Origin of the sequence: Pseudomonas serboccidentalis (genome assembly GCF_028830055.1) — a bacterium.
Lineage (GTDB): Bacteria > Pseudomonadota > Gammaproteobacteria > Pseudomonadales > Pseudomonadaceae > Aquipseudomonas > Aquipseudomonas serboccidentalis.
This window is the reverse complement of record NZ_CP101655.1, coordinates 2,410,179-2,433,017: the sequence shown is the minus strand read 5'-3', so window position 1 is coordinate 2,433,017 and position 22,839 is coordinate 2,410,179. Positions and strand designations below refer to the sequence as shown.

General features: G+C 62.4%; 15 protein-coding genes. 8 read left to right on the top strand and 7 right to left on the bottom strand.

The annotated features are described in order from the left end of the window. Window positions 1–44: 44 nt before the first annotated feature. From NN484_RS11095 to NN484_RS11075, 5 genes are all read right to left on the bottom strand, one after another. Window positions 45–410, bottom strand: a complete 366-nt coding sequence (locus NN484_RS11095) for a hypothetical protein (protein ID WP_274659102.1) — start codon at window positions 408–410, stop codon at window positions 45–47. A 235-nt stretch (window positions 411–645) separates the two neighbouring features. Beyond that, window positions 646–1,362, bottom strand: coding sequence for an MgtC/SapB family protein (locus tag NN484_RS11090; protein ID WP_007968289.1), 717 nt, complete (start codon window positions 1,360–1,362; stop codon window positions 646–648). Window positions 1,363–1,478: 116 nt separating this feature from the next. Then, complete coding sequence (gene mgtA, locus NN484_RS11085) at window positions 1,479–4,178, bottom strand: magnesium-translocating P-type ATPase (RefSeq protein WP_127652139.1); 2,700 nt, start codon at window positions 4,176–4,178, stop codon at window positions 1,479–1,481. A 567-nt stretch (window positions 4,179–4,745) separates the two neighbouring features. Further along, window positions 4,746–6,080, bottom strand: a complete 1,335-nt coding sequence (locus tag NN484_RS11080) for a lysine N(6)-hydroxylase/L-ornithine N(5)-oxygenase family protein (protein WP_127652140.1) — start codon at window positions 6,078–6,080, stop codon at window positions 4,746–4,748. Between the two features lie 134 nt (window positions 6,081–6,214). Beyond that, window positions 6,215–6,697 carry a sigma-70 family RNA polymerase sigma factor gene (locus tag NN484_RS11075; protein ID WP_127652141.1) on the bottom strand — a complete coding sequence of 161 codons (483 nt, stop codon included), beginning with the start codon at window positions 6,695–6,697 and terminating at the stop codon, window positions 6,215–6,217. A 322-nt stretch (window positions 6,698–7,019) separates the two neighbouring features. On the opposite strand from NN484_RS11075, the gene NN484_RS11070 reads away from it, so the two are divergent. Genes NN484_RS11070 through NN484_RS11060 form a run of 3 tightly spaced genes read left to right on the top strand, consistent with a single transcriptional unit; the run spans window position 7,020 to window position 11,574 of the window. Further along, on the top strand, window positions 7,020–8,192 hold the full coding sequence (locus NN484_RS11070) for an efflux RND transporter periplasmic adaptor subunit (protein WP_274659101.1): 1,173 nt from the start codon (window positions 7,020–7,022) through the stop codon (window positions 8,190–8,192). Beyond that, complete coding sequence (locus NN484_RS11065; RefSeq protein ID WP_127652143.1) at window positions 8,193–10,166, top strand: MacB family efflux pump subunit; 1,974 nt, start codon at window positions 8,193–8,195, stop codon at window positions 10,164–10,166. It abuts the gene before it with no gap. Between the two features lie 7 nt (window positions 10,167–10,173). Beyond that, window positions 10,174–11,574 (top strand): efflux transporter outer membrane subunit, encoded by a 1,401-nt coding sequence (locus NN484_RS11060; RefSeq protein WP_274659100.1) that lies wholly within the window; start codon window positions 10,174–10,176, stop codon window positions 11,572–11,574. Window positions 11,575–11,722: 148 nt separating this feature from the next. On the opposite strand, the gene pvdP is transcribed toward NN484_RS11060, so the two are convergent. Beyond that, window positions 11,723–13,351 carry a pyoverdine maturation tyrosinase PvdP gene (gene pvdP / locus NN484_RS11055; protein WP_274659099.1) on the bottom strand — a complete coding sequence of 543 codons (1,629 nt, stop codon included), beginning with the start codon at window positions 13,349–13,351 and terminating at the stop codon, window positions 11,723–11,725. Window positions 13,352–13,590: 239 nt separating this feature from the next. Between pvdP and pvdM the strand changes: the two genes are divergently transcribed. The 5 genes from pvdM (at window position 13,591) to NN484_RS11030 (ending at window position 21,691) form a co-directional block, all read left to right on the top strand. Next, window positions 13,591–14,940 (top strand): pyoverdine-tailoring dipeptidase-like protein PvdM, encoded by a 1,350-nt coding sequence (gene pvdM / locus NN484_RS11050; protein WP_274659098.1) that lies wholly within the window; start codon window positions 13,591–13,593, stop codon window positions 14,938–14,940. A gap of 28 nt (window positions 14,941–14,968) precedes the next feature. Further along, the gene (gene pvdN / locus NN484_RS11045) at window positions 14,969–16,249 is read left to right on the top strand and encodes a pyoverdine-tailoring periplasmic protein PvdN (RefSeq protein WP_274659292.1); all 1,281 of its coding nucleotides are present in this window, start codon (window positions 14,969–14,971) and stop codon (window positions 16,247–16,249) included. A 32-nt stretch (window positions 16,250–16,281) separates the two neighbouring features. Further along, window positions 16,282–17,175, top strand: coding sequence for a dihydropyoverdine dehydrogenase (gene pvdO, locus NN484_RS11040; RefSeq protein ID WP_215501044.1), 894 nt, complete (start codon window positions 16,282–16,284; stop codon window positions 17,173–17,175). A gap of 217 nt (window positions 17,176–17,392) precedes the next feature. Further along, on the top strand, window positions 17,393–19,042 hold the full coding sequence (locus tag NN484_RS11035; RefSeq protein ID WP_215501045.1) for a cyclic peptide export ABC transporter: 1,650 nt from the start codon (window positions 17,393–17,395) through the stop codon (window positions 19,040–19,042). Window positions 19,043–19,225: 183 nt separating this feature from the next. Continuing rightward, on the top strand, window positions 19,226–21,691 hold the full coding sequence (locus tag NN484_RS11030; RefSeq protein WP_127652149.1) for a TonB-dependent siderophore receptor: 2,466 nt from the start codon (window positions 19,226–19,228) through the stop codon (window positions 21,689–21,691). 139 nt (window positions 21,692–21,830) lie between these two features. Here NN484_RS11030 and NN484_RS11025 read toward each other — a convergent pair whose 3' ends face one another. After that, window positions 21,831–22,787 (bottom strand): alpha/beta hydrolase, encoded by a 957-nt coding sequence (locus tag NN484_RS11025; protein ID WP_274659097.1) that lies wholly within the window; start codon window positions 22,785–22,787, stop codon window positions 21,831–21,833. Window positions 22,788–22,839 lie beyond the last annotated feature (52 nt).

The following is a 22,839-nucleotide window of genomic DNA, read 5'->3' as shown; positions in this document are numbered from 1 at the left end:
CGTTTAACTCGCGAGGAAAGGTCTGAAGTTGCGTGGGAAATTTCCTAAACATCGAGGTGCTTCAGCACTGCGCCAAGGCTCTGGCGATCCGGCGTACGCAGCATCAACAGCTGCCGTCGACCGGTGGCGAATATCGCCTCGGCCCGGAGCTGACCACGTCGGGCATCGTGGATCACGCCGTGGCGGATCTGCGGATTGCCTTGAAAGAACCGCACCGGGTCAATCCCCGCTGCGGCAATCAGTTCACCATTGATGATCATCAGATCGTATTGCTCGAACGGGTCATGGGCGTAATGCGTCAACGCCAGCAGTTCACGAAACGAACGAATCGGCGTGAGATTGCGATAGCCCAGCTCGTGGCAAACTCTGGCGATTCGGGACTGCAGAGCGGGCTGCTCTTCGACGATCACGATTCGCCTGCATTTGTAGGACATGGAAATTAACGGTGTGGGAAATGTGCTGAACACGCTAACCAGAACCCATCAGAATCTATGTAGGACAAGTCCTAAAGTCAGGCAGAAACCTCTGGAATACAGACAAGAACGCCGCACAGGTTTGGCCCGTGCGGCGATTTTCTTATCAGAGATGGCGAAAACCCGGGGGCACGCCAAAGGACGGTTGAATTGACGGCTCGATGCGTTTGCCTTACTCCGTGGTGCTCGGACTCCAGAACGCCTGCACCACCAGCGCCGACGTGGAGATCCGCGCCACCAGCGCGTCCAGTTCGTCACCGTCCACGGAAGTGGTCGCCAGGGTGGCTTCGATCTCGATCTCATCGGCGCCGAAGGCATGCACGTCGACGTCGCTGGCCGGGTAGTTGCTGCGCTCCAGTTCGGCTTCGAGCAGGGCAAACACGGCTTTCTGCTGCGAACGCCGGGCGATCACGTAAACGATGTTGGTGACTTCGGCCGACACCACGTCCAGTGGCTGGCGGTTGATGTTGTTGACGATCGGTCGCAGCAGGGTGTTGGCGGCCAGAATGAACAGCGTGCCGAGCACCGCTTCGGCCAGCAGGTCGGCACCGGCGCAGGCGCCGACGGCGGCTGAAGTCCACAGGGTGGCGGCGGTGTTGAGGCCGCGCACGTTGCCCTCTTCGCGCATGATCACCCCGGCGCCGAGAAAGCCGATGCCGGAGACCACGTAGGCAACCACCCGCACCGCGCCTTCAGCACCGCCGAGACGGTTGGCCATGTCGACAAAAATTGCCGCGCCGACCGCCACCAGCACGTTGGTGCGCAGGCCGGCCGTGCGTTGCCGGTACTGGCGCTCGAAACCGATCAGGCCACCGAGGATGAACGCCGCGCTGAGGCTGACCAGGGTGTCGAGCAGCGAGGTGAGGTTGAGGTTGTTGATGGCTTGCATCGTCATCTCCTTGTAGACACGCAATCCCTGTAGGAGCTGCCGAAGGCTGCGATCTGTTGATCTTTGAAAGCAAAATCAAAAGATCGCAGCCTGCGGCAGCTCCTACAGGGGCAACATTATTGCCAGCCGAACCGACGGATGTAGAAGCCTTTCACCGCCTGGGTCAGCGCCATGTACGCCAGCAGGATCATCGGCAGGAACACGAAGTACATCGACGGCAGCGCCTGCAGTTTGAAGTAGTTCGCCAGCGGCCCCATCGGCAGGAAGATCCCGACCGCCATGATGATCCCGGTCATCACCAGCAGCGGCATGGCTGCGCGGCTTTGCAGGAACGGAATCTTCGGCGTGCGGATCATGTGCACGATCAGCGTCTGGGTCAGCAGCCCCACCACGAACCAGCCGGACTGGAACAGGGTCTGGTGATCCGGGGTGTTGGCATCGAACACATACCACATCAAGGCGAACGTCAGAATGTCAAAGATCGAACTGATCGGGCCGAAGAACAGCATGAAGCGACCGACGTCACCCGGCTGCCAGCGCTGTGGCTTTTTCAGCATTTCCTCATCGACGTTGTCGAACGGAATCGCGATCTGCGAAATGTCGTAGAGCAGGTTCTGCACCAACAGGTGCATCGGCAGCATCGGCAGGAACGGGATAAACGCACTGGCCACCAGCACCGAGAACACGTTGCCGAAGTTGGAACTGGCGGTCATCTTGATGTACTTGAGCATGTTGGCGAAGGTCCGACGCCCTTCGAGTACGCCCTCCTCCAGCACCATCAGGCTCTTTTCCAGCAGGATGATGTCGGCGGCTTCCTTGGCGATGTCCACCGCGCTGTCCACCGAAATACCGATGTCGGCCGTGCGCAGCGCCGGGGCGTCGTTGATGCCGTCGCCCATGAAACCGACCACGTGCCCGTTGCCCTTGAGGATGCGCACGATGCGTTCCTTGTGCGACGGTGTGAGCTTGGCGAACACGTTGGTTTTCTCTACCGCCACGGCCAGTTCGGCATCGCTCATGCGCTCGACATCATTACCCAGCAGCAAGCCCTGTTGCGCGAGGCCGACTTCGCGGCAGATCTTCGCGGTCACCAGCTCGTTGTCGCCGGTCAGCACTTTGACCGCCACGCCATGCTCGGCCAGGGCCTTGAGCGCCGGGGCGGTGCTTTCCTTCGGTGGATCGAGGAATGCCACGTAACCGATCAGCGTCAATTCCTGCTCATCCGCCAGGCTGTAAGTGTCGCGACCTTCGGGCATCGAACGGGCCGCCACCGCCACCACGCGCAAGCCTTCAGCGTTGAATGCTGCGGTGACCTGACGAATCCGGGTCAGCAATTCATCGCTCAAGGCTTCCTCGACGTCACCGTGCTGCACACGGCTGCACACCGCCAGCACTTCTTCCACCGCGCCTTTGCAGATCAGCAGATGCGGTTCGCCACGCCCTTCGACCACCACCGACATGCGCCGACGATTGAAGTCGAACGGGATCTCGTCGACCTTGCGAAACGCCGTGCCGACTTTCAGTTCACGGTGGATTTCCACGTGTTCCAGCACCGCCACATCGAGCAGGTTTTTCAGGCCGGTCTGGTAGTAGCTGTTGAGGTAGGCCTTTTCCAGCACGTCGTCGGAGTCTTCACCCCAGACATCGACATTGCGCGCGAGGAAGATCTTGTCCTGGGTCAGGGTGCCGGTCTTGTCGGTGCACAGCACGTCCATCGCGCCGAAGTTCTGGATCGCATCCAGACGCTTGACGATGACTTTCTTGCGCGACAGGAACACCGCACCTTTGGCCAGCGTCGAGGTGACGATCATCGGCAGCATTTCCGGGGTCAGGCCGACGGCGATCGACAGCGCGAACAGCAGCGCTTCGGTCCAGTCGCCCTTGGTGAACCCGTTGATGAACAGCACCAGCGGCGCCATCACGAACATGAAGCGGATCAGCAGCCAGCTGACTTTGTTCACGCCCATCTGGAACGACGTCACGGCCCGGTCAGTCGCACCGACACGCTGCGCCAGTGCGCCGAAATAGGTGCTGTTGCCGGTGGTAAGAATCACCGCCACGGCCGTGCCGGACACGACGTTGGTGCCCATGAACAGGATGTTTTCCAGCTCCAGCGGATTGCGTGTGTCGCGGTCGGCCTGACGCGGGAATTTCTCCACCGGCATCGATTCACCGGTCATCGCTGCCTGGCTGACGAACAGGTCTTTGGCGCTGAGCACCCGGCAGTCGGCGGGAATCATGTCGCCGGCCGACAGCACGATCAAGTCGCCCGGCACCAGTTGCTTGATCGGCAGTTCGATCCGCGGCTCATCGCGGCGCATCACCGTGGCGGTGTTGCTGACCATCGCCTTGAGTGCGTCGGCGGCCTGGTTGGATTTGCTTTCCTGCCAGAAGCGCAGCAGCGTCGACAGCACCACCATCGAGAAGATCACGATGGCGGCTTTGAGGTCTTCGGTCAGCCAGGAGATCACCGCCAATAGGGTCAGCAGCAAGTTGAACGGGTTTTTGTAGCAGTGCCACAGGTGCGTCCACCATGGCAGCGGCTGCTCGTGTTCGACTTCATTGAGGCCGTACTGCGCACGCAGTGCATCGACTTCAAAATCGGTCAGACCATCGGTGTGGGTGCCCAGCGACGACAGCAGTTCGCCGTTGTCGCGATGGGCCGCATCGACCAGGGTGTTCGCCAGGGTGGGCGGCACTTCACGGCTGACCGTGGTGTCGGTGATCGACTCCAGCAACGCCAGACGGCGGAAGTGCCGGGCGATGTGGCGTGTGCGCAGGAAGCCTGCGAAAAATTCCTTGAGCGTAAGTTTCATGGCTGTTGCCCCTATGGTCAGCCGGGAAACCGTCGAGCAGGTACGGCCGCGCCTCGTGCGCCGGAAAAACCGGCACGGCAAGGCTTGGCGCGCCGGTCAGAAAAGACAGGCGTGTCGATAGAGTTGCGATAACGACCCTAGGGTCGAAAGCACACTATTTCAGTGTCGATGAGAAGGACGTCGGGACATGGTCTCAACTGACCATGATCGGGATGCCGCTGCTCGCTTTTCGGCGAGACAACGGCAGAGAAAGGCTGCGCGTTATCTTGCCGAGAATCTGCCGGTTACCGAGACCGGCCGACAACTGTCACTCGAACAAGTACCCACTGTGGGTCTCCGCTATTGATGAAAACGCGCGAAGCTTACGCCTCGATGATTTGAGAGTAAACCCGGAAAAGGAGGTGTGTCGGGGAATGTCGGGGATGTTCAGGAAGGGTTCAGGATTCAGATTTTTAGCATTCTTGATGACCCCATCGCGAGCAGGCTCACACCTACATTTGTCCTGCGTGCACAGAACATTGTAGGCGTGAGCCTGCTCGCGATAGCGGTATTACAGGCAACCCAGATTCAGCTGGCAGTCGCCAACAACAAATCCGCCATCGAACGATGCCCACGATGCTTGCCATGCTCATACAGCGAGCCGGCAATCTCGTCGGCACGCACCGGCAACACCGACAGCAGCGTGTCGCTCAGGCCGTGGCTGGCCTGGCAAAAACCCTGCATGTACAGACCGGCCTTGCAGCGTTCGTCGGTGATCAGTTTGTAGTTGCGATCGACCTCGAAGTCGCCCAGGTATTCTTCCAGCGGTGCCAGCAGTTTGCGGTGCATCTGGCGCTCGTAACCGGTGGCCAGCACCACGGCGTCGTAGAGACGCACAGTGACTTCGCCGGTGGCGTTGTTGCGCACCGCCAGTTCGATGCCGCGCTCGGTGGCGGTGGCGCTCTCGACGGTGGTCAGGGTGCGGAACGCATGACGGGCAATGCCCGAAACTTTCTGGCGATAGAAGATGCCGTAGATGCGTTCGATCAGGTCGATGTCCACCACCGAGTAGTTGGTATTGTGGTACTCGTTGACCAGGCGCTCACGCTCGGCGCTGTTTTGCTGGAACACCAGATCGGTGAACTCCGGCGAGAACACTTCGTTGACGAACGGGCTGTCGTCCGCAGGCTTGAGGGCCGAGCCGCGCAGGATCATGTCGACCTGCACCGACGGGAACGAATCGTTCAGATCGATGAACGCTTCCGCCGCGCTCTGCCCGCCGCCGATGATCGCGATGCTCATCGGTTGATTGTTCACACACGGCTGTTTGGCCATCTGCGACAGGTACTGCGAGTGGTGGAACACGCGGCTGTCACCCTTGAGCGCCTTGAACGCTTCGGGAATACGCGGCGTGCCGCCGGCGCTGACCACCACCGAACGCGCGGTGCGCACGAACTGCTGGCCGTCGGTATCACGGGAGATCACACGCAGCGCTTCAACCTGATGGTTGTGCAGCACCGGCTCGATGGTCAGCACTTCTTCGCCGTAGCGGCTCTGCTCGGTGAACTGCCCGGCGACCCAGCGCAGGTAGTCGTTGTACTCCATGCGGCACGGGTAGAAGGTGCCGAGGTTGATGAAGTCGACCAGGCGGCCGTGGGCCTTCAGGTAGTTGACGAACGAGTACGGGCTGGTCGGGTTGCGCAGGGTCACCAGGTCCTTGAGGAAGGAAATCTGCAATTCGCTTTGGGTCGACAGGGTGTTGCCATGCCAGCTGTAGTCGGCCTGCTTGTCGAGGAACAGCACATCCAGCTCGCCGTGGGTCGGGCCGCGCTCTTGCAGAGCGATGGCCAGCGCCAGGTTCGAAGGGCCGAAACCGACGCCGATCAGGTCGTGAACGATGGGCGATGCAATTGCCTGAGTCATTTCCAGTGTCCTCTGGATGAACCCCTCAACAAGGGGCAAGGAGAGCCTAAGTGACCTGACCGGCCTTGAGCAGGACAGCAGGTCGTCTGTTGAGTAGGAACGAGGACAGTGAAATAAAATTTAACGCAGCCGGCTCAATGGGCATCCCATTGTTTGATGCGCAGGCGGCAATGTTTCATCGCATTGACGATGTGTTTTTCCACCAGCGCCTTGGAAATGCCCAGATGTTCAGCGATCTGCGGGTGCGACAGGCCTTCGATCTTGCGCAGCAGAAAACTGTCGCGACACAGCGGCGCCAGTTCTGCCAATGCGCGCTGGAGCATCTCCAGGCGCTGGCCGTGATCGAGGGTGCCGTGGGGCGACGGGGTGAAATAGCGCTCTTCGCTGTCGAGCACTTCCAGCGGTTCGACCTGACGCAAGGCGTTACGCCGATGATCGTCGATGACCAGATTCAACGCCGTGCGATAGAGAAAGGCCCGGGGTTGCTCGATGGGTGTGTCGCTGGAGCGTTCCAGCACCCGCACATAAGCGTCATGCACCACATCTTCGGCGACCTGACGGTTGCCCAGCTTGGCGTTCAGGAAACACACCAGCTCGCGATAGTAGTTTTCCAACATGACTCCCGGCCGCTTCGATGCGGATTCGATCCTTGAGCACACTGATCGACGGCCCCGCAAACACGGGTAGCAAGATAGTGGCAACTTGAGGTGCGTAATTTATAGTAATTCTCATATAGATTTAAAGTGGCGTTTGTCGTTGCCTGCCAAATAGTGCCGTTCTATACCTGTAACATCCTGTGTCTTCGCTTAAATTCCCTTCCGCGCTCATCGTTTACAGGACAGCTCCCCGTGTCTGTCGCGCCCTGCGACAGCGTTCAGCGGCTGTCCGCTTGTACGCGCAGCCGAACGACGGGCCGAATTTCACTGGCCGGAACCCTGCATGAAACGTCCCCGCCCCGCCCGACGCGCGCTGCTCGTAGTTCTTTGTCTGATTCCCGTTGTTGCCTACGCCGCGTGGCAAATCATGCCGCCGGGCCGCGACCGCTTCGCCACCGTGCAAGTCACCCGTGGCGACATCGAAAGCAGCGTCACCGCGCTGGGCACCCTGCAACCGCGACGTTACGTGGATGTCGGGGCGCAGGCCTCCGGGCAGATCCAGAAGATCCACGTGGAAGTCGGCGATGTGGTCAAGGAAGGCCAGTTGCTGGTGGAAATCGATCCGTCCACGCAAAAGGCCAAACTCGACGCCGGGCGTTTCTCCATCGAAAACCTCAAGGCGCAACTGCAGGAGCAGCGTGCCCAGCATGAACTGGCGCAACAGAAGTATCAGCGCCAGCAGCATCTGGCCGCCGGCGGCGCCACCCGCGAAGAAGACGTGCAGACCGCCCGCGCCGAAGTGAAAGCCACCCAGGCGCGCATCGACATGTTCCAGGCGCAGATCCGCCAGGCCGAGGCCAGCCTGCGCAGCGATCAGGCCGAACTCGGTTACACGCGGATCTACGCGCCGATGGCCGGCACCGTGGTTGCCCTCGACGCCCGCGAAGGCCAGACCCTCAACGCGCAACAGCAGACACCGCTGATCCTGCGCATCGCCAAACTGTCGCCGATGACGGTGTGGGCTGAGGTTTCCGAGGCCGACATCGGTCACGTCAAACCGGGCATGACCGCCTACTTCACCACCCTCAGCGGCGGTCAGCGACGCTGGAGCAGCACCGTGCGGCAGATTCTGCCGGTGCCGCCCAAGCCACTGGACCAGACCAGTCAGGGCGGTGGCAGCCCTGCCAGCACCAGCAAAAGCGGGAGCGCGCGGGTGGTGTTGTACACCGTGCTGCTCGACGTCGATAACGCCGACAACGCCTTGATGGCGGAGATGACCACCCAGGTATTTTTCGTCGCCGACCAGGCCAAGGATGTGCTCACCGCGCCGGTCGCCGCCTTGCAGGGCAGCACCACGGCCAACCTGCAGACCGCGCAGGTGGTCGCGGCCAACGGCGCCATCCAGCAGCGCGAGGTGCGCACCGGGATCAGCGATCGGCTCAAGGTGCAGATTGTCGACGGTCTCAACGAAGGCGATCACCTGCTGATCGGCCCGGCCGACGGCAACGGGGGCTGAATGCAAACGCCTCTGATCGACCTGCAAGACATCCGCAAATCCTACGGTGGCGGCGACGCCCCCGAGGTTCACGTGCTGCGCGGCATCGACCTGTCGATCCACGCCGGCGAATTCGTGGCGATTGTCGGTGCTTCCGGCTCCGGCAAATCGACCCTGATGAACATCCTCGGCTGCCTTGACCGGCCGACGTCCGGCGAGTACCGCTTTGCCGGGGAAAACGTCGCCGGCCTCGACAGCGACGAACTGGCCTGGCTGCGCCGCGAAGCCTTCGGTTTCGTGTTTCAGGGCTATCACCTGATTCCGTCCGGCTCAGCCCAGGAAAACGTCGAGATGCCGGCGATCTATGCCGGCACCCCGGCCGCCGAACGCCACGCCCGCGCCGTCGCCCTGCTCGACCGTCTCGGTCTGGCCTCGCGTACCGGCAACCGCCCGCATCAGTTGTCCGGCGGCCAGCAGCAACGGGTGTCGATTGCTCGGGCCTTGATGAACGGCGGCCACATCATTCTCGCCGACGAACCCACTGGCGCCCTCGACAGCCACAGCGGCAAAGAGGTGATGGCGCTGCTCGACGAACTGGCAAGCCAGGGCCACGTGGTGATCCTCATCACCCACGACCGCGAAGTCGCGGCCCGGGCCAAACGCATCATCGAAATTCGCGACGGCCTGATCATCAGCGACAGTGCCCGGGACAATCCCGCAGCACAAACCAGCGCCAACCCCGGCGCCCTGCAAGCGGTCGACCTGCGCAAGCGTCTGGCCGAGGGCGCCGAAGCCACCGGCGCATGGAAAGGCGAATTGGTCGACGCCTTGCACGCGGCATGGCGCGTGATGTGGATCAACCGTTTTCGCACCGCGCTGACCCTGCTCGGAATCATCATCGGCGTGGCGTCGGTGGTGGTGATGCTGGCCGTCGGCGAAGGCAGCAAACGCCAGGTGATGGCGCAAATGGGCGCGTTCGGTTCGAACATCATTTACCTCAGCGGCGCTTCCCCGCATCCACGTGCGCCCCAGGGCATCGTTACCCTGGACGATCTGGCCGTGCTCGCGACCCTGCCGCTGATCAAGCAGATCATGCCGGTCAACGGTGCCGAAGCGGTGGTGCGTTTCGGCAACCTCGACCACAACAGTTATGTCGGCGGCAACGACACCCATTTCCCGAAAATATTCAACTGGCCGGTGGCCGAAGGCAGCTACTTCACGGCCGCCGATGAAGCCGCCGGCGCCGCCGTGGCAGTGATCGGGCACAAGGTCCGGACCAAGCTGCTCAAGGATGTCGCCAACCCCATCGGCCAGTACATCCTGATCGAGAACGTGCCGTTTCAAGTGGTCGGCGTGCTCGCCGAAAAAGGCGCCAGCTCCGGCGATTCCGACAGTGACGACCGCATCGCCGTGCCCTACTCCGCCGCCAGCACGCGCCTCTTCGGCACTTACAACCCCGAGTACGTGGCCATCGCCGCCGCCGACGCACGCAAGGTCAAGGAGACCGAGCAGGCCATCGAACGCATGATGCTGCGCCTGCACAATGGCAAGAAAGATTTCGAACTGACCAACAACGCCGCGATGATCCAGGCCGAGGCGCGCACCCAGAACACCCTGTCGCTGATGCTCGGTTCGATCGCCGCGATTTCGCTGCTGGTCGGCGGCATCGGCGTGATGAACATCATGCTCATGACCGTGCGCGAACGGACCCGCGAAATCGGCATTCGCATGGCCACCGGCGCCCGCCAGCGTGACATCCTGCGTCAGTTCCTCACCGAAGCGGTGATGCTTTCGGTGGTCGGCGGGATTGCCGGCATCGCCCTGGCGCTGATCGTCGGCGGCGTGCTGATCCTCAGCGAAGTCGCCGTGGCGTTCTCGCTGATGGCGGTGCTCGGTGCGTTCGGTTGCGCCCTGGTGACCGGTGTTGTCTTCGGCTTCATGCCTGCCCGCAAAGCTGCCCGGCTCGACCCGGTCACGGCCCTTACCAGTGAATGATCGATCTATGAAACCGCGCCTCAGCCTGTTGACCGTGTGCCTGCTCCTCAGCGCCTGCGCCAATCCCGTTCAGCGTCCGGACAGTGGCGTGCAAGCGCCGGCCACCTGGCAATCACCCCAGGCGGCGAGCGTCGCACGCATCGATCCGCAGTGGTGGACGCAGTTCGGCAGCCCCGAACTCGATCGCCTGATCGAACAGGCGCGCCTGAGCAGTTTCGACCTCGCCGCCGCCGTCGCCCGCGTGCGTCAGGCACAGGCCAGTACGGTGATTGCCGGCGGCTCGCAACTGCCGGAGGTCAAGGCCGGCTTCAACGCCAATCGGCAGAAACTGCTGCGCGGCAGCGGCTATAGCCAACTGGACGCCGACAGCAGCAATCAGGCGGTGGACTATTTCGACACCAGCCTGAGCGCCAGCTACGAAGTCGACTTCTGGGGCGGCAAACGCGCATCGCGCGACAGTGCACAATTTGCCCTGCAGGCCAGCGAATTCGATCGCGCCACCGTCGAGCTGACGTTGCTCAGCGGGGTCGCCAGCACTTATGCACAAACCCTGTCGCTGCGTGAGCAGGCGCGCATTGCCGCGCTGAATCTGGGCAACGCGCAAAGCGTGCTGCAACTGGTGCAAACGCGTTACGACGCCGGCTCGACCACCGCTCTGGAACTGGCCCAGCAGAAAAGTCTGGTGGCCGCGCAGCAACGGCAATTGCCGCTGGTGCAGCAACAGGCCCAGGAAGCCCTGATCAGCCTTGCTGCCCTGCTCGGTCGACCGGTGCAGCAACTGTCGGTCAGCCAGGAAGCGTTCGATCGGTTGCAGTGGCCACAGATTTCCAGCGGCGTGCCCAGCGACCTGCTCAGCCGCCGCCCGGACATCGCCCGCGTCGAAGCGCAACTGGCAGCGGCCGAGGCCGACGTCAAAGTCGCCCGCGCGGCGATGCTGCCGAACCTGACCCTCACCGCCCAACTCGGCTCGGGCGCCGACCAGTTCGACCAGTTGCTCCGCAGCCCGTTCTACAACCTCACGGCCGGCCTGGTCGCACCGATCTTCAACAATGGTCGCCTGAGTGCCGAGCGCGACAAGGCCTCCGCGCGCCAGCAGGAACTGCTGGAGAACTATCGCGGGACGATCATCAATGGTTTCGCCGATGTGGAAAAAGCCCTGAACAGTATTCGCGGCCTCGACGCGCAACGGCAATGGCAAAGCGAAGAGCTGAATCAGGCGCAGACCGCATTCGACATTGCCCAGAGCCGTTACCAGGCTGGCGCCGAAGACCTGCTGACCGTACTGGAAACCCAGCGCACCCTGTATGCCGCGCAGGACCTCAACGTGCAACTGCGCCTGTCGCGACTGCAAGCGAGTATTGCCCTGTACAAGGCCCTTGGTGGTGGTTGGCAGACAGCGAGCCGGTAATCACTTGCCAACGATTGGGCCGTGTCAGGCGAAGCATCTTTGAATGAGCCACCGCTTTCGCGAGCAAGCTCGCTCCCACATTTGACCTGTGTTGTTCACACATCCACTGTGGGAGCGAGCTTGCTCGCGAATGAACGATGACGCGGTCTCAGGCCGGTGTCCGTTTGGCCTTCAGGTGCCGCGCATACCATGGTCGTTTCGGCACTTTTCGCAACAGCTCCGAGAGCTTGTTCTCGTCATCGCTGAAGGTGATGCGCAGCGCCAGTTTCATGGTCTCCGGGTCCATCTCCACCGACTTGCCCACCTGCAAACCCGGCACGGTGCTGCAGCCATGGGTGATCGGACCGAGCCACGGGTCATTGACCTCGACCCAGCGCCCTGAGGCAAACCACGGCACGCCATTGACCTGCAGGCGCGTGACCTCCCCCGGATGAAACCGCTCGTGGGCGCGGAACCAGTCTTCCAGACGATCATCGATCCAGCCATGGAACGCCCAGAACACCGGGTTGACGTGCGAAGAAAACGGGTCGCCGAGAAAGTCGTTTTCAGCGGCGTACCAGCGTGCGGCAAAGTCCGCCGGGTCGCGAGCAAACGGCACCGGCTCCCCGTTGGACGGATCGCGTGGCACCGACGCCCAGCGCATGTGCAGCCAGTCGTGCAGCCCCAGCTCGACCTCGGAACCGAACTGCCCCAATGTCAGCTTCGCCAGATAGCGCGGGTCGCGGTAACGCGATTCCCAGACCAGGAAGTTGCTGTGATAGGTCTCGGCGGTCTTGATGTCGCTGACCCATTGCGAGTACTCGTCATCCTCTTCGGCCAGCCAAGTCGGCGGCAGCGAAGTGCCGTCGTGGTTGTCGAAATAGGCGGCAAAGCCCTGACGATCGCGGATCAGCTCCGGCTGTGGCAACGGGAAGTGCTGCCACGACGGCAAGTCCTGCATCGACCGCGCCGTGCCCAGCATGTGCCGGTGCATGAAAAAGAAATCGATCCCGGATCCGTTGCGGTCCTTTTTTGGGCCGCGAGCGTCACGCTCCTTGTCGTGGGGGCCGGGCTGCCAGCCGATGCCGCGCAGGGCGCCGCGCTTGTCCTCGGACAAGGTGTGCCACTTGTCCCGCGAGGCGTGCCAGAGCTGGTGGAACAAACGGTGCTCTGGGGAGATCAGCCACGCCAGCAGCGTCGGGTTGAGGCCGATGCGCTCGCGGGCTTCGGGGAACACCCGCTTGACCGCAACAAAGCGATTGTCCTGGGCCGGCAACATCAATGGCCGATCCAGATTCAACACCCGCCCGCTGAGGCTGCCGCTGCCGGCATTGCCGAAACCGGCCCAGACCTCATCCAGGCGCAGGCTGAATTCATAGTCGGGAGCGCCATCGGCCGCCGTGCTGCTGACCAGCCGCCAGCTCAGTTGCGCGGCGCTGACATCGGCCAGATCGGCGAGCACCCGGTAGCGCGGCGGCTCAGGCGAGCGCAGGCGTTCGGCGGTGTCGAGAAACCCGATCACCCCGCGACCTTTGTGGGCGATGTCGAGAAACACTTCCAGGCCGTCTTTCGGCAACCCGGCAATGCCCGCATCACGCCCCTCGAAACGGATCTGCCAGACACCCCGCAGAGTATCGGCCAGACGCTGACCGGCCACATCCGCGACGTCGAACGAGGCTTCGCCGGGGGTGATCGTCGGGTCCGGCTTCGTCCATTCACGATGCCCAAAATACGCTGCAGGCACGGCGGCGCCGGTCAGTGCCAGCCCCGCCATGAACCATCGTCGAGAAATCGTCATTGCCCTACCTGTGTCAGCCATGAAGCAGGCTTTATCCAAGCTAGAACGTTTATTACGACGGCAAATTTATGCGTGACGGAAAAGATCGCAGCCTTCTCTAGCGCCTACAGGGGTCGGCGTGTAACGGCAGGCTGCGATCTTTTCCCGAGCAGCTAAATTCCACGGCTGCCCAGTCGTTCCACCCAGATAGCGAAGGCCCTCGTGCCTGCACCTCGACGGCGAACCTGACTGAGATGGCAATGACAAAACCACGTTCGAAAAAGGCTCTTTACATCGGCCTGCCGCTGGCCCTGGCGATCAGCGCCGCAGCAGGCTTTGCGGTCTGGGAGCACTGGTTCAAGGACAACCCCGGCTACCCGGCCAACGTCATGAAGCAGGCCGACGAGTTGCAGGAGCGGATTATTTCCTTCGACAGCCACATCACCGTGCCGCTGGATTTCGGCACCGCCGGCAACGAGGCCGACAAGGACGGCAGCGGCCAGTTCGACCTGGTCAAGGCCGCCCGGGGCCGGCTTTCCGGTGCAGCGCTGACGATCTTCGGCTGGCCGGAAATCTGGAACGGCGCCAACGCCCCGCACCGGCCCACCGCCGGCTTCGTCGAGGAAGCGCGCTTCGAACAGGAAACCCGCTACAAGATCATCACCACGCTGGTGCGCGACTTCCCCAATCAGGTGGCCATCGCCTATACCCCGGACGACTTCCGGCGTCTGCACGGCGAAGGCAAGTTCGCGATCTTCATGAGCATGCTCAACGCCTACCCGCTGGGCAACGACCTCAACGCCCTCGATCAGTGGGCCGCACGCGGCATGCGCATGTTCGGCTTCAGCTACGTGGGCAACAACGCCTGGGCCGACTCGTCGCGACCGCTGCCGTTTTTCAATGACACCCGCGACGCCCTCGGCGGGCTGTCGGAGATCGGCAAGCAGGCGGTGCACCGGCTTAACGACCTGGGGGTGATCATCGACGTGTCGCAGATGTCGACCAAGGCCCTGGAGCAAGTTGCGCAACTGAGCCGGGCGCCGATCATCGCCTCGCATTCGGCACCTCGGGCCCTGGTGGACATTCCGCGCAACATCAGCGATCAGGAAATGCAGTTGATCAAGAACAGCGGCGGCGTGGTGCAGATTGTCGGCTTCCCGACCTACCTGCGACCGCTGAGCCAGCACACCCAGGACAAGCTCAACGCCCTGCGCGCCAAATTCGACCTGCAACCGCTGCAAGGTCTGGAGATGGCGCTGATGCCCGGCGATCCGGTCATCACCGTGTGGCCCGAACAGCGCTTTGGCGAGTACGCCAGTCAGCTCTACGGGATTGTCGACGAAGAACCGAAAGCCACCCTCAAGGACCTGGGCGACGCCATCGATTACGCCGTGAAGAAAATCGGCATCGACCACGTCGGCATCAGCTCCGACTTCAACGACGGCGGCGGCATCGACGGCTGGAAGGACGTCAGCGAGACCCGCAACGTGACCGCCGAACTGATCTCCCGTGGCTACAGCGAAGCCGACATCGCGAAATTGTGGGGCGGCAACTTCCTGCGGGTCTGGGAACAGGTGCAGCAGTCGTCAAAACCCGTGGCCAGCCACTGACGCCCTTTTGAACAAGCGAACCGACTTCATGACCAACCGCCGTTCTTTCCTCAAGCAGGCCGGGATTCTGGCCGCCGGCCTGCCATTGGGCGCCGCCGTGAACCTGCCGACGCGGGCCGCCAGCCCGCAACCGGTCTCGGCAGACAAATGGGTGCAACTGCGCCAGTTGTTCGACCAGGATCCGGACTACCTGCACTTCGCCAACTTCCTCGTGACCTCGCACCCAAGACCGGTGCGCGAAGCCATCGAGCGCCATCGCGCCACGCTGGATCGCAACCCCGGCCGGGCGATGGACTGGGACCTGGGCGAGACCGAAAAGCGTGAACAGATCGTGCGCGAGTGGGCCGGTCGCTACCTCAAGGCCAGACCCGAACAGATCGCCCTGACCGGCAGCACCACCGAAGGCCTGGCGCTGATCTACGGCGGCATTCACGTGCGTCCGGGACAGGAAATCCTCACCACTGAGCATGAGCACTATTCGACCCACTACACCCTCGGCTACCGCCAGCAGCGCGACGGGGTCAAGGTGCGCAAGCTCAAGCTGTTCGAGAACAGCGCAACGATCTCGGTCGACGAAGTGCTGAGCGGCATCGATCGCGGCATCCGCCCCGAAACCCGCGTGCTGGGCATGACCTGGGTACAGTCCGGCAGCGGCGTGAAACTGCCGATCGGCGAGATCGGCAAACTGGTCGAACACCACAACCGCCAGCGTGACGACAAGGACCGCATCCTCTACGTGGTCGACGGTGTGCACGGCTTTGGCGTCGAAGACCTCGACTTCCCCGACATGCATTGCGATTTCTTTATTGCCGGTACCCACAAATGGATGTTCGGCCCGCGTGGCACCGGGATCATCTGCGCGCGCGCCAGCGAGCTCAAGGACGTCACCCCGATCATCCCGACCTTTTCTGAAGCCACCACGTTCTCGACCACCATGACCCCGGGCGGTTACCACAGCTTCGAACACCGCTGGGCGCTGGACGAAGCGTTCAAGCTGCACCTGGAGCTGGGCAAGAACGAGGTGCAATCGCGCATCCACAGCCTCAACACCTACGCGAAAAACCGCTTGCTGGAACAGCCCGCCATCGAGTTGGTGACACCACGTAGCGCGGCACTGTCATCCGGTTTCACCTTCTTCCGGATCAAGGGCCGCGACTGCGATCAGGTCGCCGCGCAACTGATGGCCGACCGCGTGGTGTGCGATGCGGTAGACCGCGATGTCGGCCCGGTAATCCGCATCGCCCCGGGCCTGCTCAACAGTGAAAACGACATCGAGCGTTTCATGGCTGTGCTGCACAAGCACCTGTGAAGCGCCCCGCTTTCCTTTAATCGAGATGACTCATGAAACGTGATCTGTTGTCCCCCACCACTGGCGCCGGTGCACTCAAGGCCCTGGCCCTCACGGCCCTGCTCGGCAGCCTGCTGCCGAGTGCCGCGCTGGCCGCCACACCGCCCACGCCGGGCAAAGTGTTCAAGGACTGCAAGGACTGCCCGGAAATGGTCGTGTTACCGGCCGGCACCTTCAGCATGGGCACCCCGGACGATGAAGTCGGTCGCGAACCCGATGAAGGCCCGATGCATGACGTGACCTTCGCCAAACCGTTCGCCATGAGCCGCTTCCAGATCACCGCCGGTGAATGGGACAACTACGTGCGCGAAAGCGGCGTGACCATCGCCAATGGCGATACCCGCCCCGGTCGCGAATGCGTCGCCAGCAAGCCGCGCTACCCGCAGGGGCCTCGGCAACCGGCGGTGTGCATGAACTACTACGACGTGAAGAACTACGTCACCTGGCTGTCGAAAAAAACCGGGCAGAACTACCACATGGTCAGCGAGGCCCAGCGCGAATATGCCGCGCGTGGCGGCACCCAGGGTCCGTTCCCCTTCCCGTTCGACGAGGGCAAGGCCTACAGCATCGCCAAGCACGCCAACACTTACGGCCCGGCGGACGGTTTCAGCTACAGCTCGCCTGTGGGCAGCTACCCGCCCAATGCCTTTGGCATGTACGACATGCACGGCAACGTCTACGAATGGGTCGAAGACTGCGAACACCCGGACTACGTCGGCGCACCTGCCGATGGCAGCGCGTGGCTGGAAGCCAATTGCGAAGCCGTGCGCATTCGCGGCAACGACTGGGGCGAAGCGCCGGTGTTCTCGCGCTCCGGCAACCGCAACAGCCAGTATCCGAACGAGCGTGGCGACTGGATGGGCTTTCGCGTAGTGCGCGAGCTCTGAGGCAATTTTTTCAAACACCGACATCCCCCTGTGGGAGCGAGCTTGCTCGCGAATACGGCCTGTCAGTCACCAACACTGTCGACTGACCCAACGCTTTCGCGAGCAAGCTCGCACACAGGTTTTTACCGGGTCGCCGCCAGTCGGCACCCGGCTAAATTAAGCCGGCCGCCAGACGTTCTACTGGGTATCTGCCTTTATACCCAAGGAACTGTCTTCCATGACCCAGCCTGCCCGTGGCGCCATCGGCGAACTGTTCGCCCTGTTGAAACCGTTTCGGCTCATCGTTGCCGCGTCCATTTTTCTGGGCATGGTCGGCGGCCTCAGCGTCACGGTATTGCTGGCGACCATCAACAACGCCCTGCATTCGCCAAGCGGCCTGACCCAAGGCGTGGTCGCACTGTTCGCCGGCCTGTGCCTGCTGGCCCTGGCCAGTTCGATCTGCTCGGACATCGGCACCAATTACGTCGGCCAGCACATCATCGCCAAACTGCGTAAACAGCTGGGCGAGAAAGTCCTCTCGGCGCCAATCGAACAGATCGAGCGCTACCGCAGCCATCGGCTGATCCCGGTGCTGACCCACGACGTCGACACCATCAGCGACTTCGCCTTCGCTTTCGCACCGCTGGCGATTTCCGTCACCGTGACCCTGGGGTGCATGGGCTACCTGGCGCTGCTGTCGTGGCCGATGTTCCTGATCATGGTCGCGGCGATCCTCATCGGCACGGCGATCCAGGCCTACGCCCAGAGCAAGGGCGTGCAGGGTTTCATGGCCGCGCGCGATGCCGAAGACGAATTGCAGAAGCACTACAACGCGATTGCCGAGGGCGCCAAGGAACTGCGCATTCACCGCCCGCGCCGTCAGCGCATGTTCGTGTCGGGGATCAAGGCCACCGCCGAATTCATCTGCAACACCCAGGTGCGCTCGATCAACACCTTCGTGATCGCCAAGACCTTCGGTTCGATGCTGTTCTTCGTGGTCATCGGCCTGGCCCTGGCGCTGCAAACCTTCTGGCCCAGCGCCGACAAGACCGTCATGAGCGGTTTCGTCCTGGTGCTGCTGTACATGAAAGGCCCGCTGGAACATCTGATCAGCACCCTGCCGATTGTCAGCCGCGCGCAGATTGCCTTTCGCCGCATCGCTGAACTGTCCGAGCAATTCTCCACGCCCGAAGCGCACCTGTTGCTCAGCGATCAGAGCCAGACCAACAAGACCGTGCACAGCCTGGAACTGGCCGACGTGCGTTACGCCTTCCCGGCCGTCGACGGCGCTGCGCCGTTTCAACTGGGGCCGGTCAACCTGACGATCAAACAGGGCGACATCACGTTCATCGTCGGCGAAAACGGCTGCGGCAAAACCACCCTGATCAAATTGCTGCTGGGCCTCTACACCCCGCAACAGGGCGAGATTCGCGTCAACGGCGTGGGTATCGATGCGCACAATCGCGATGACTACCGCCAGTTGTTCACGACGATTTTTGCCGACTACTACCTGTTCGATGACGTGGTCCAGGGCGACATGCAGATCCCGGCAGACGCCAACAAATACCTGCAACGGCTGGAGATCGCGCACAAGGTCAGCGTCAAGGACGGCAGTTTCACCACCACCGACCTGTCCACCGGCCAGCGTAAGCGCCTGGCGCTGGTCAATGCCTGGCTGGAGGAGCGTCCGGTGCTGGTGTTCGACGAGTGGGCGGCCGATCAGGACCCGACCTTCCGCCGCATCTTCTATACCGAGCTGTTGCCGGACCTCAAGCGCCTGGGCAAAACCATCATCGTGATCTCCCACGACGACCGCTATTTCGATGTGGCCGATCAACTGGTGCGCATGGAGCGCGGCCGGGTGCTCAGCGAACTGACCCCGGCCTGATACACCCGCCGTACGCCTTCGCGGCTTGATCCGCAGGGCGCCCCCCCTGTTTCAGCGCACAGAACCGACCCGAAAGCGATTTATTTGTCGGGTTTGTTTCCGGTTTTTTGCCATCGCTCCGTCTTAATAATAATTCCTATTAACAAAAACTCTGCACAACACGTTCAGGAGCTCAGGCAAGTCATGCACCCTCTTCCACGCCGCACACCTCTCGCGCTGGCCGTACAGCGCCCGAATTTGCATACAACCCTGCTGACCCGTGTGCTGCTGACCGCCACCTTGCTGGGGAGCTCGATGGCCAACGCGGCACCGGTCAAGGTCAATATTGCGGTGCAGCCGCTGTCCAGCGCGCTGACCGAACTGGGCCTGCAGACCAACCTGCAGATCCTCTACAGCCCGGACCAGGTGGCCGGGATCAAATCCCGCGCAGTGTCCGGTTCGCTGGAGCCGTCCGACGCTCTGGCCGCGATGCTCAAGGACAGCGGAATTTCCTTCCAGATCAATGGCAGCAGCGTGACGCTGGTATCCGGTGGCGCGGGTTCGACCCTGCAACTGGGCGCGACCACCATTTCCGGTCAGACGCTGGGCCTGACCACTGAAGACACTGGCGCCTACACCACCGGCGCCACCACCACCGCCACCAAGCTGCCGCTGACCATTCGCGAAACGCCGCAATCGGTGACCGTAGTCACCCGTCAACAGATGGACGACCGTGGCGAAAAGAACATTGGCGACGTGTTGCGCAACACTCCCGGCATTTCCGTGCAGCAATATGACAGCGACCGCACCGAGTACTCGACTCGCGGGTTTGCCATCACCAACTTCCAGTACGACGGCGTCAACAACGTCTACGACGGCGTGTACGACGAGGGGGCGACCCATGTCGACATGGCCACCTACGACCGCGTCGAAATCATCAAGGGCGCCACGGGCCTGATGACCGGCTCGGGCGACCCGTCGGCCACCGTCAACCTGGTGCGCAAAAAGCCGACCAAGGAATTCAAGGCGTCGATCACCGGCACGGCCGGCTCGTGGGACAACTACCGCACCGAAGGCGATATCTCCGGCCCGCTCAATGACAGCGGTTCGGTGCGCGGGCGTTTCGTCGGCGCCTATCAGGACAAGAACTCCTACATCGATCACTACACGCAGAAAAAGGATGTGTACTACGGCATCCTCGAAGCCGACCTCAGCGAAGACACCCTGCTGACCTTCGGCATCGACAGACAGAGCGTGACCCCGCGTGGTTCGTCCTGGACCGGCAACCCGGTGTACTTCGCCGACGGCGGGCGTACCGACTTCCCGCGCAGCTTCAACCCGGGCGCCGACTGGAGCCGTCGCGACTTCGACTCCGTGACCTACTTCACCGCGCTGGAGCAGGCCCTGGCCAACGACTGGAAACTCAAAGTCAGCCTCAACGAGAAAATCAGCGACCACGACACCCAACTGGCCTCGGCCAGCGGCGGCAACCCGGATCGCGCCACCGGCGAAGGCATGTTCCTCTACTGGGGTCGCTGGGAAGGTCACCGCGTGCAGGATTCGGCGGACATCAACCTCTCCGGCCCGTTCACCCTGGGCGGGCGCGAGCATGAACTGGTGGCCGGTTTCATGGCCTCGCACTCGCGCCAGACCGGTGCGACGTTCGACACCAGCGCCTTCAGCCAGGTGCCGGGCAGCATCTATGACTGGAACAGCCATCTGCCGAAACAGGATTTCCCGAAGAACGGCAAATACGAGCGCACCCAGAGCCAGAACGGTATCTACCTCGCCACGCGCCTGCGCCCGACCGACGACCTATCGGTGATCCTCGGCAGCCGTCTGAGCACCTTCAAATACAACGAGGACTACTCCTATAACGCCGGCACCGGCATGTCCGACACGCATGCCAGCTACAAGGAACACGGCGTCGTCACGCCTTACGCCGGTGTGGTCTATGACCTCAACGACACCTACTCGCTGTACGGCAGCTACACCAACATCTACCAGCCGCAGATCTACAAGGATACCGACGGCAAGACCCTCGCCCCGGTCGAAGGCAACGCCTACGAAACCGGTCTGAAGGCCGCCTACTTCGATGGCCGACTCAACGCCAGCCTGGCGTTCTTCCGCATCGAGCAGGACAACGTCGCCGAATCGATCGGCACCAACCCGGTGACCAACGAAGGCATCTACAAAGCCATCGACGGCGCCACCACCAACGGTGTCGAACTGGAACTGGCCGGTGAACTGCAAGAAGGCTGGAACCTCTCGGCCGGCTACACCTACGCCCGTACCCGTGACCAGGACGAACAACGGATCTACGGCTACCCGCTGTCAACCACCAAACCCGAGCACGTGTTCCGCACGTTCACCACTTACCGCCTGCCGGGTGTGCTGAACAAGGTCACCGTCGGTGGCGGCGTGAGCTGGCAGAGCGCGTTCTACGGCAAGATCTACAGCGCACCGGCCGGCGACTACACGCGCATCAAGCAAGGAGGCTACTCGCTGGTGGACCTGATGACCAAGTACGAATACGACGAGCACCTGAGCTTCACCGTCAACGCCAACAACGTCTTCGACAAGAAGTACCTGACGGGCCTGGGCAACTTCGACACCACGTTCTACGGCGAGCCACGCAACCTGCAACTCACCGCCAAGTACAACTTCTGATTCACCCCGGAAACACCCATGCCCGTCTCGAAAGAGGCGGGCATTTTTTTTGCCCCGTCGTGGGTCTCGTGGACTTTCTGCCGGGCAAAAAAAACCGCCATTGCCGGCTCGGCAAGGGCGGTTCCCGGATCAGATCAGGTCAGATGTGTGAGCGTACCCACTGCGCCACCTCGTTATGGATCGCCTCGACCTCACCCAGCAGCCCGGCCATGCGCAGGAAGTCGTGGGTCATGCCCGGTTGTTCGAGCAGGGTCAGGTCATTGCCGGCCGCGCGCAGGCGCTCGGCGTAGGCCAGGCCTTCGTCATGCAGCGGGTCATACCCGGCGAGGTACACCAGCGCCGGGGCGACACCGGACAGATCCTGCGCCAGCAACGGCGAGCAGCGCCAGTCGGCCAGATCTTCCGGGGTGCGTGCGTAATGCGCGTAGAACCAGTCCAGCGTCGGGGTCTCCAGCAGATAGCCTTCGGCAAAATCACGATGCGAAGCGCGATGGCAGGTGGCGTCTGTTACCGGGTAGACCAGAACCTGCGCCTTGGGCAGCAGCTTCAGTTCCTCGGGTTCGCGCACCGCGATCAACGCCAACACGGTGGCCAGCGTCGCACCGACGCTGTCACCGGCCAGCACCGTGCGCGCGGCGTCCAGGCCCAGACCTGCGCCTTCGCGCACCAGCCAGTTGCCGGCATCGCAGGCATCTTCTACCGGGGTCGGGAAACGCCATTCCGGCGCCAGGCGATAGTCCACCGTCAACAGGGAGAAACCACCCTGCGCCGCCAGGCGCCGGCACAGTGCATCGTGAGAATCGAGGCTGCCGACCACGTAGCCGCCACCGTGAAAATACAGCATCACCGATTGCAGGCCGTCAGTGGCCTGCCCGGCGCGGTACAGGCGTGCCGCCAGACGGTGACCATCGCGGGCGGCGATGGTGAAATCTTCGCAGGCAACGTGGTCCAGCGGAACATCGAGAAACCCCGAAGCCGCTTCGAAATCGATGCGCGCCTGTTGCGGGGTCTGCTCGTGCATCGCACGGCTTTTGCCGGTCAGTCGGCCGAACTCGGCGAGTTCGAGAAATGCTTGCAGCTCTGGCAGTACCGCCATCGTTTACATCCTTCCAAAAACAGGTGAATGACCGGGCAGCGTTGGCTGCCCG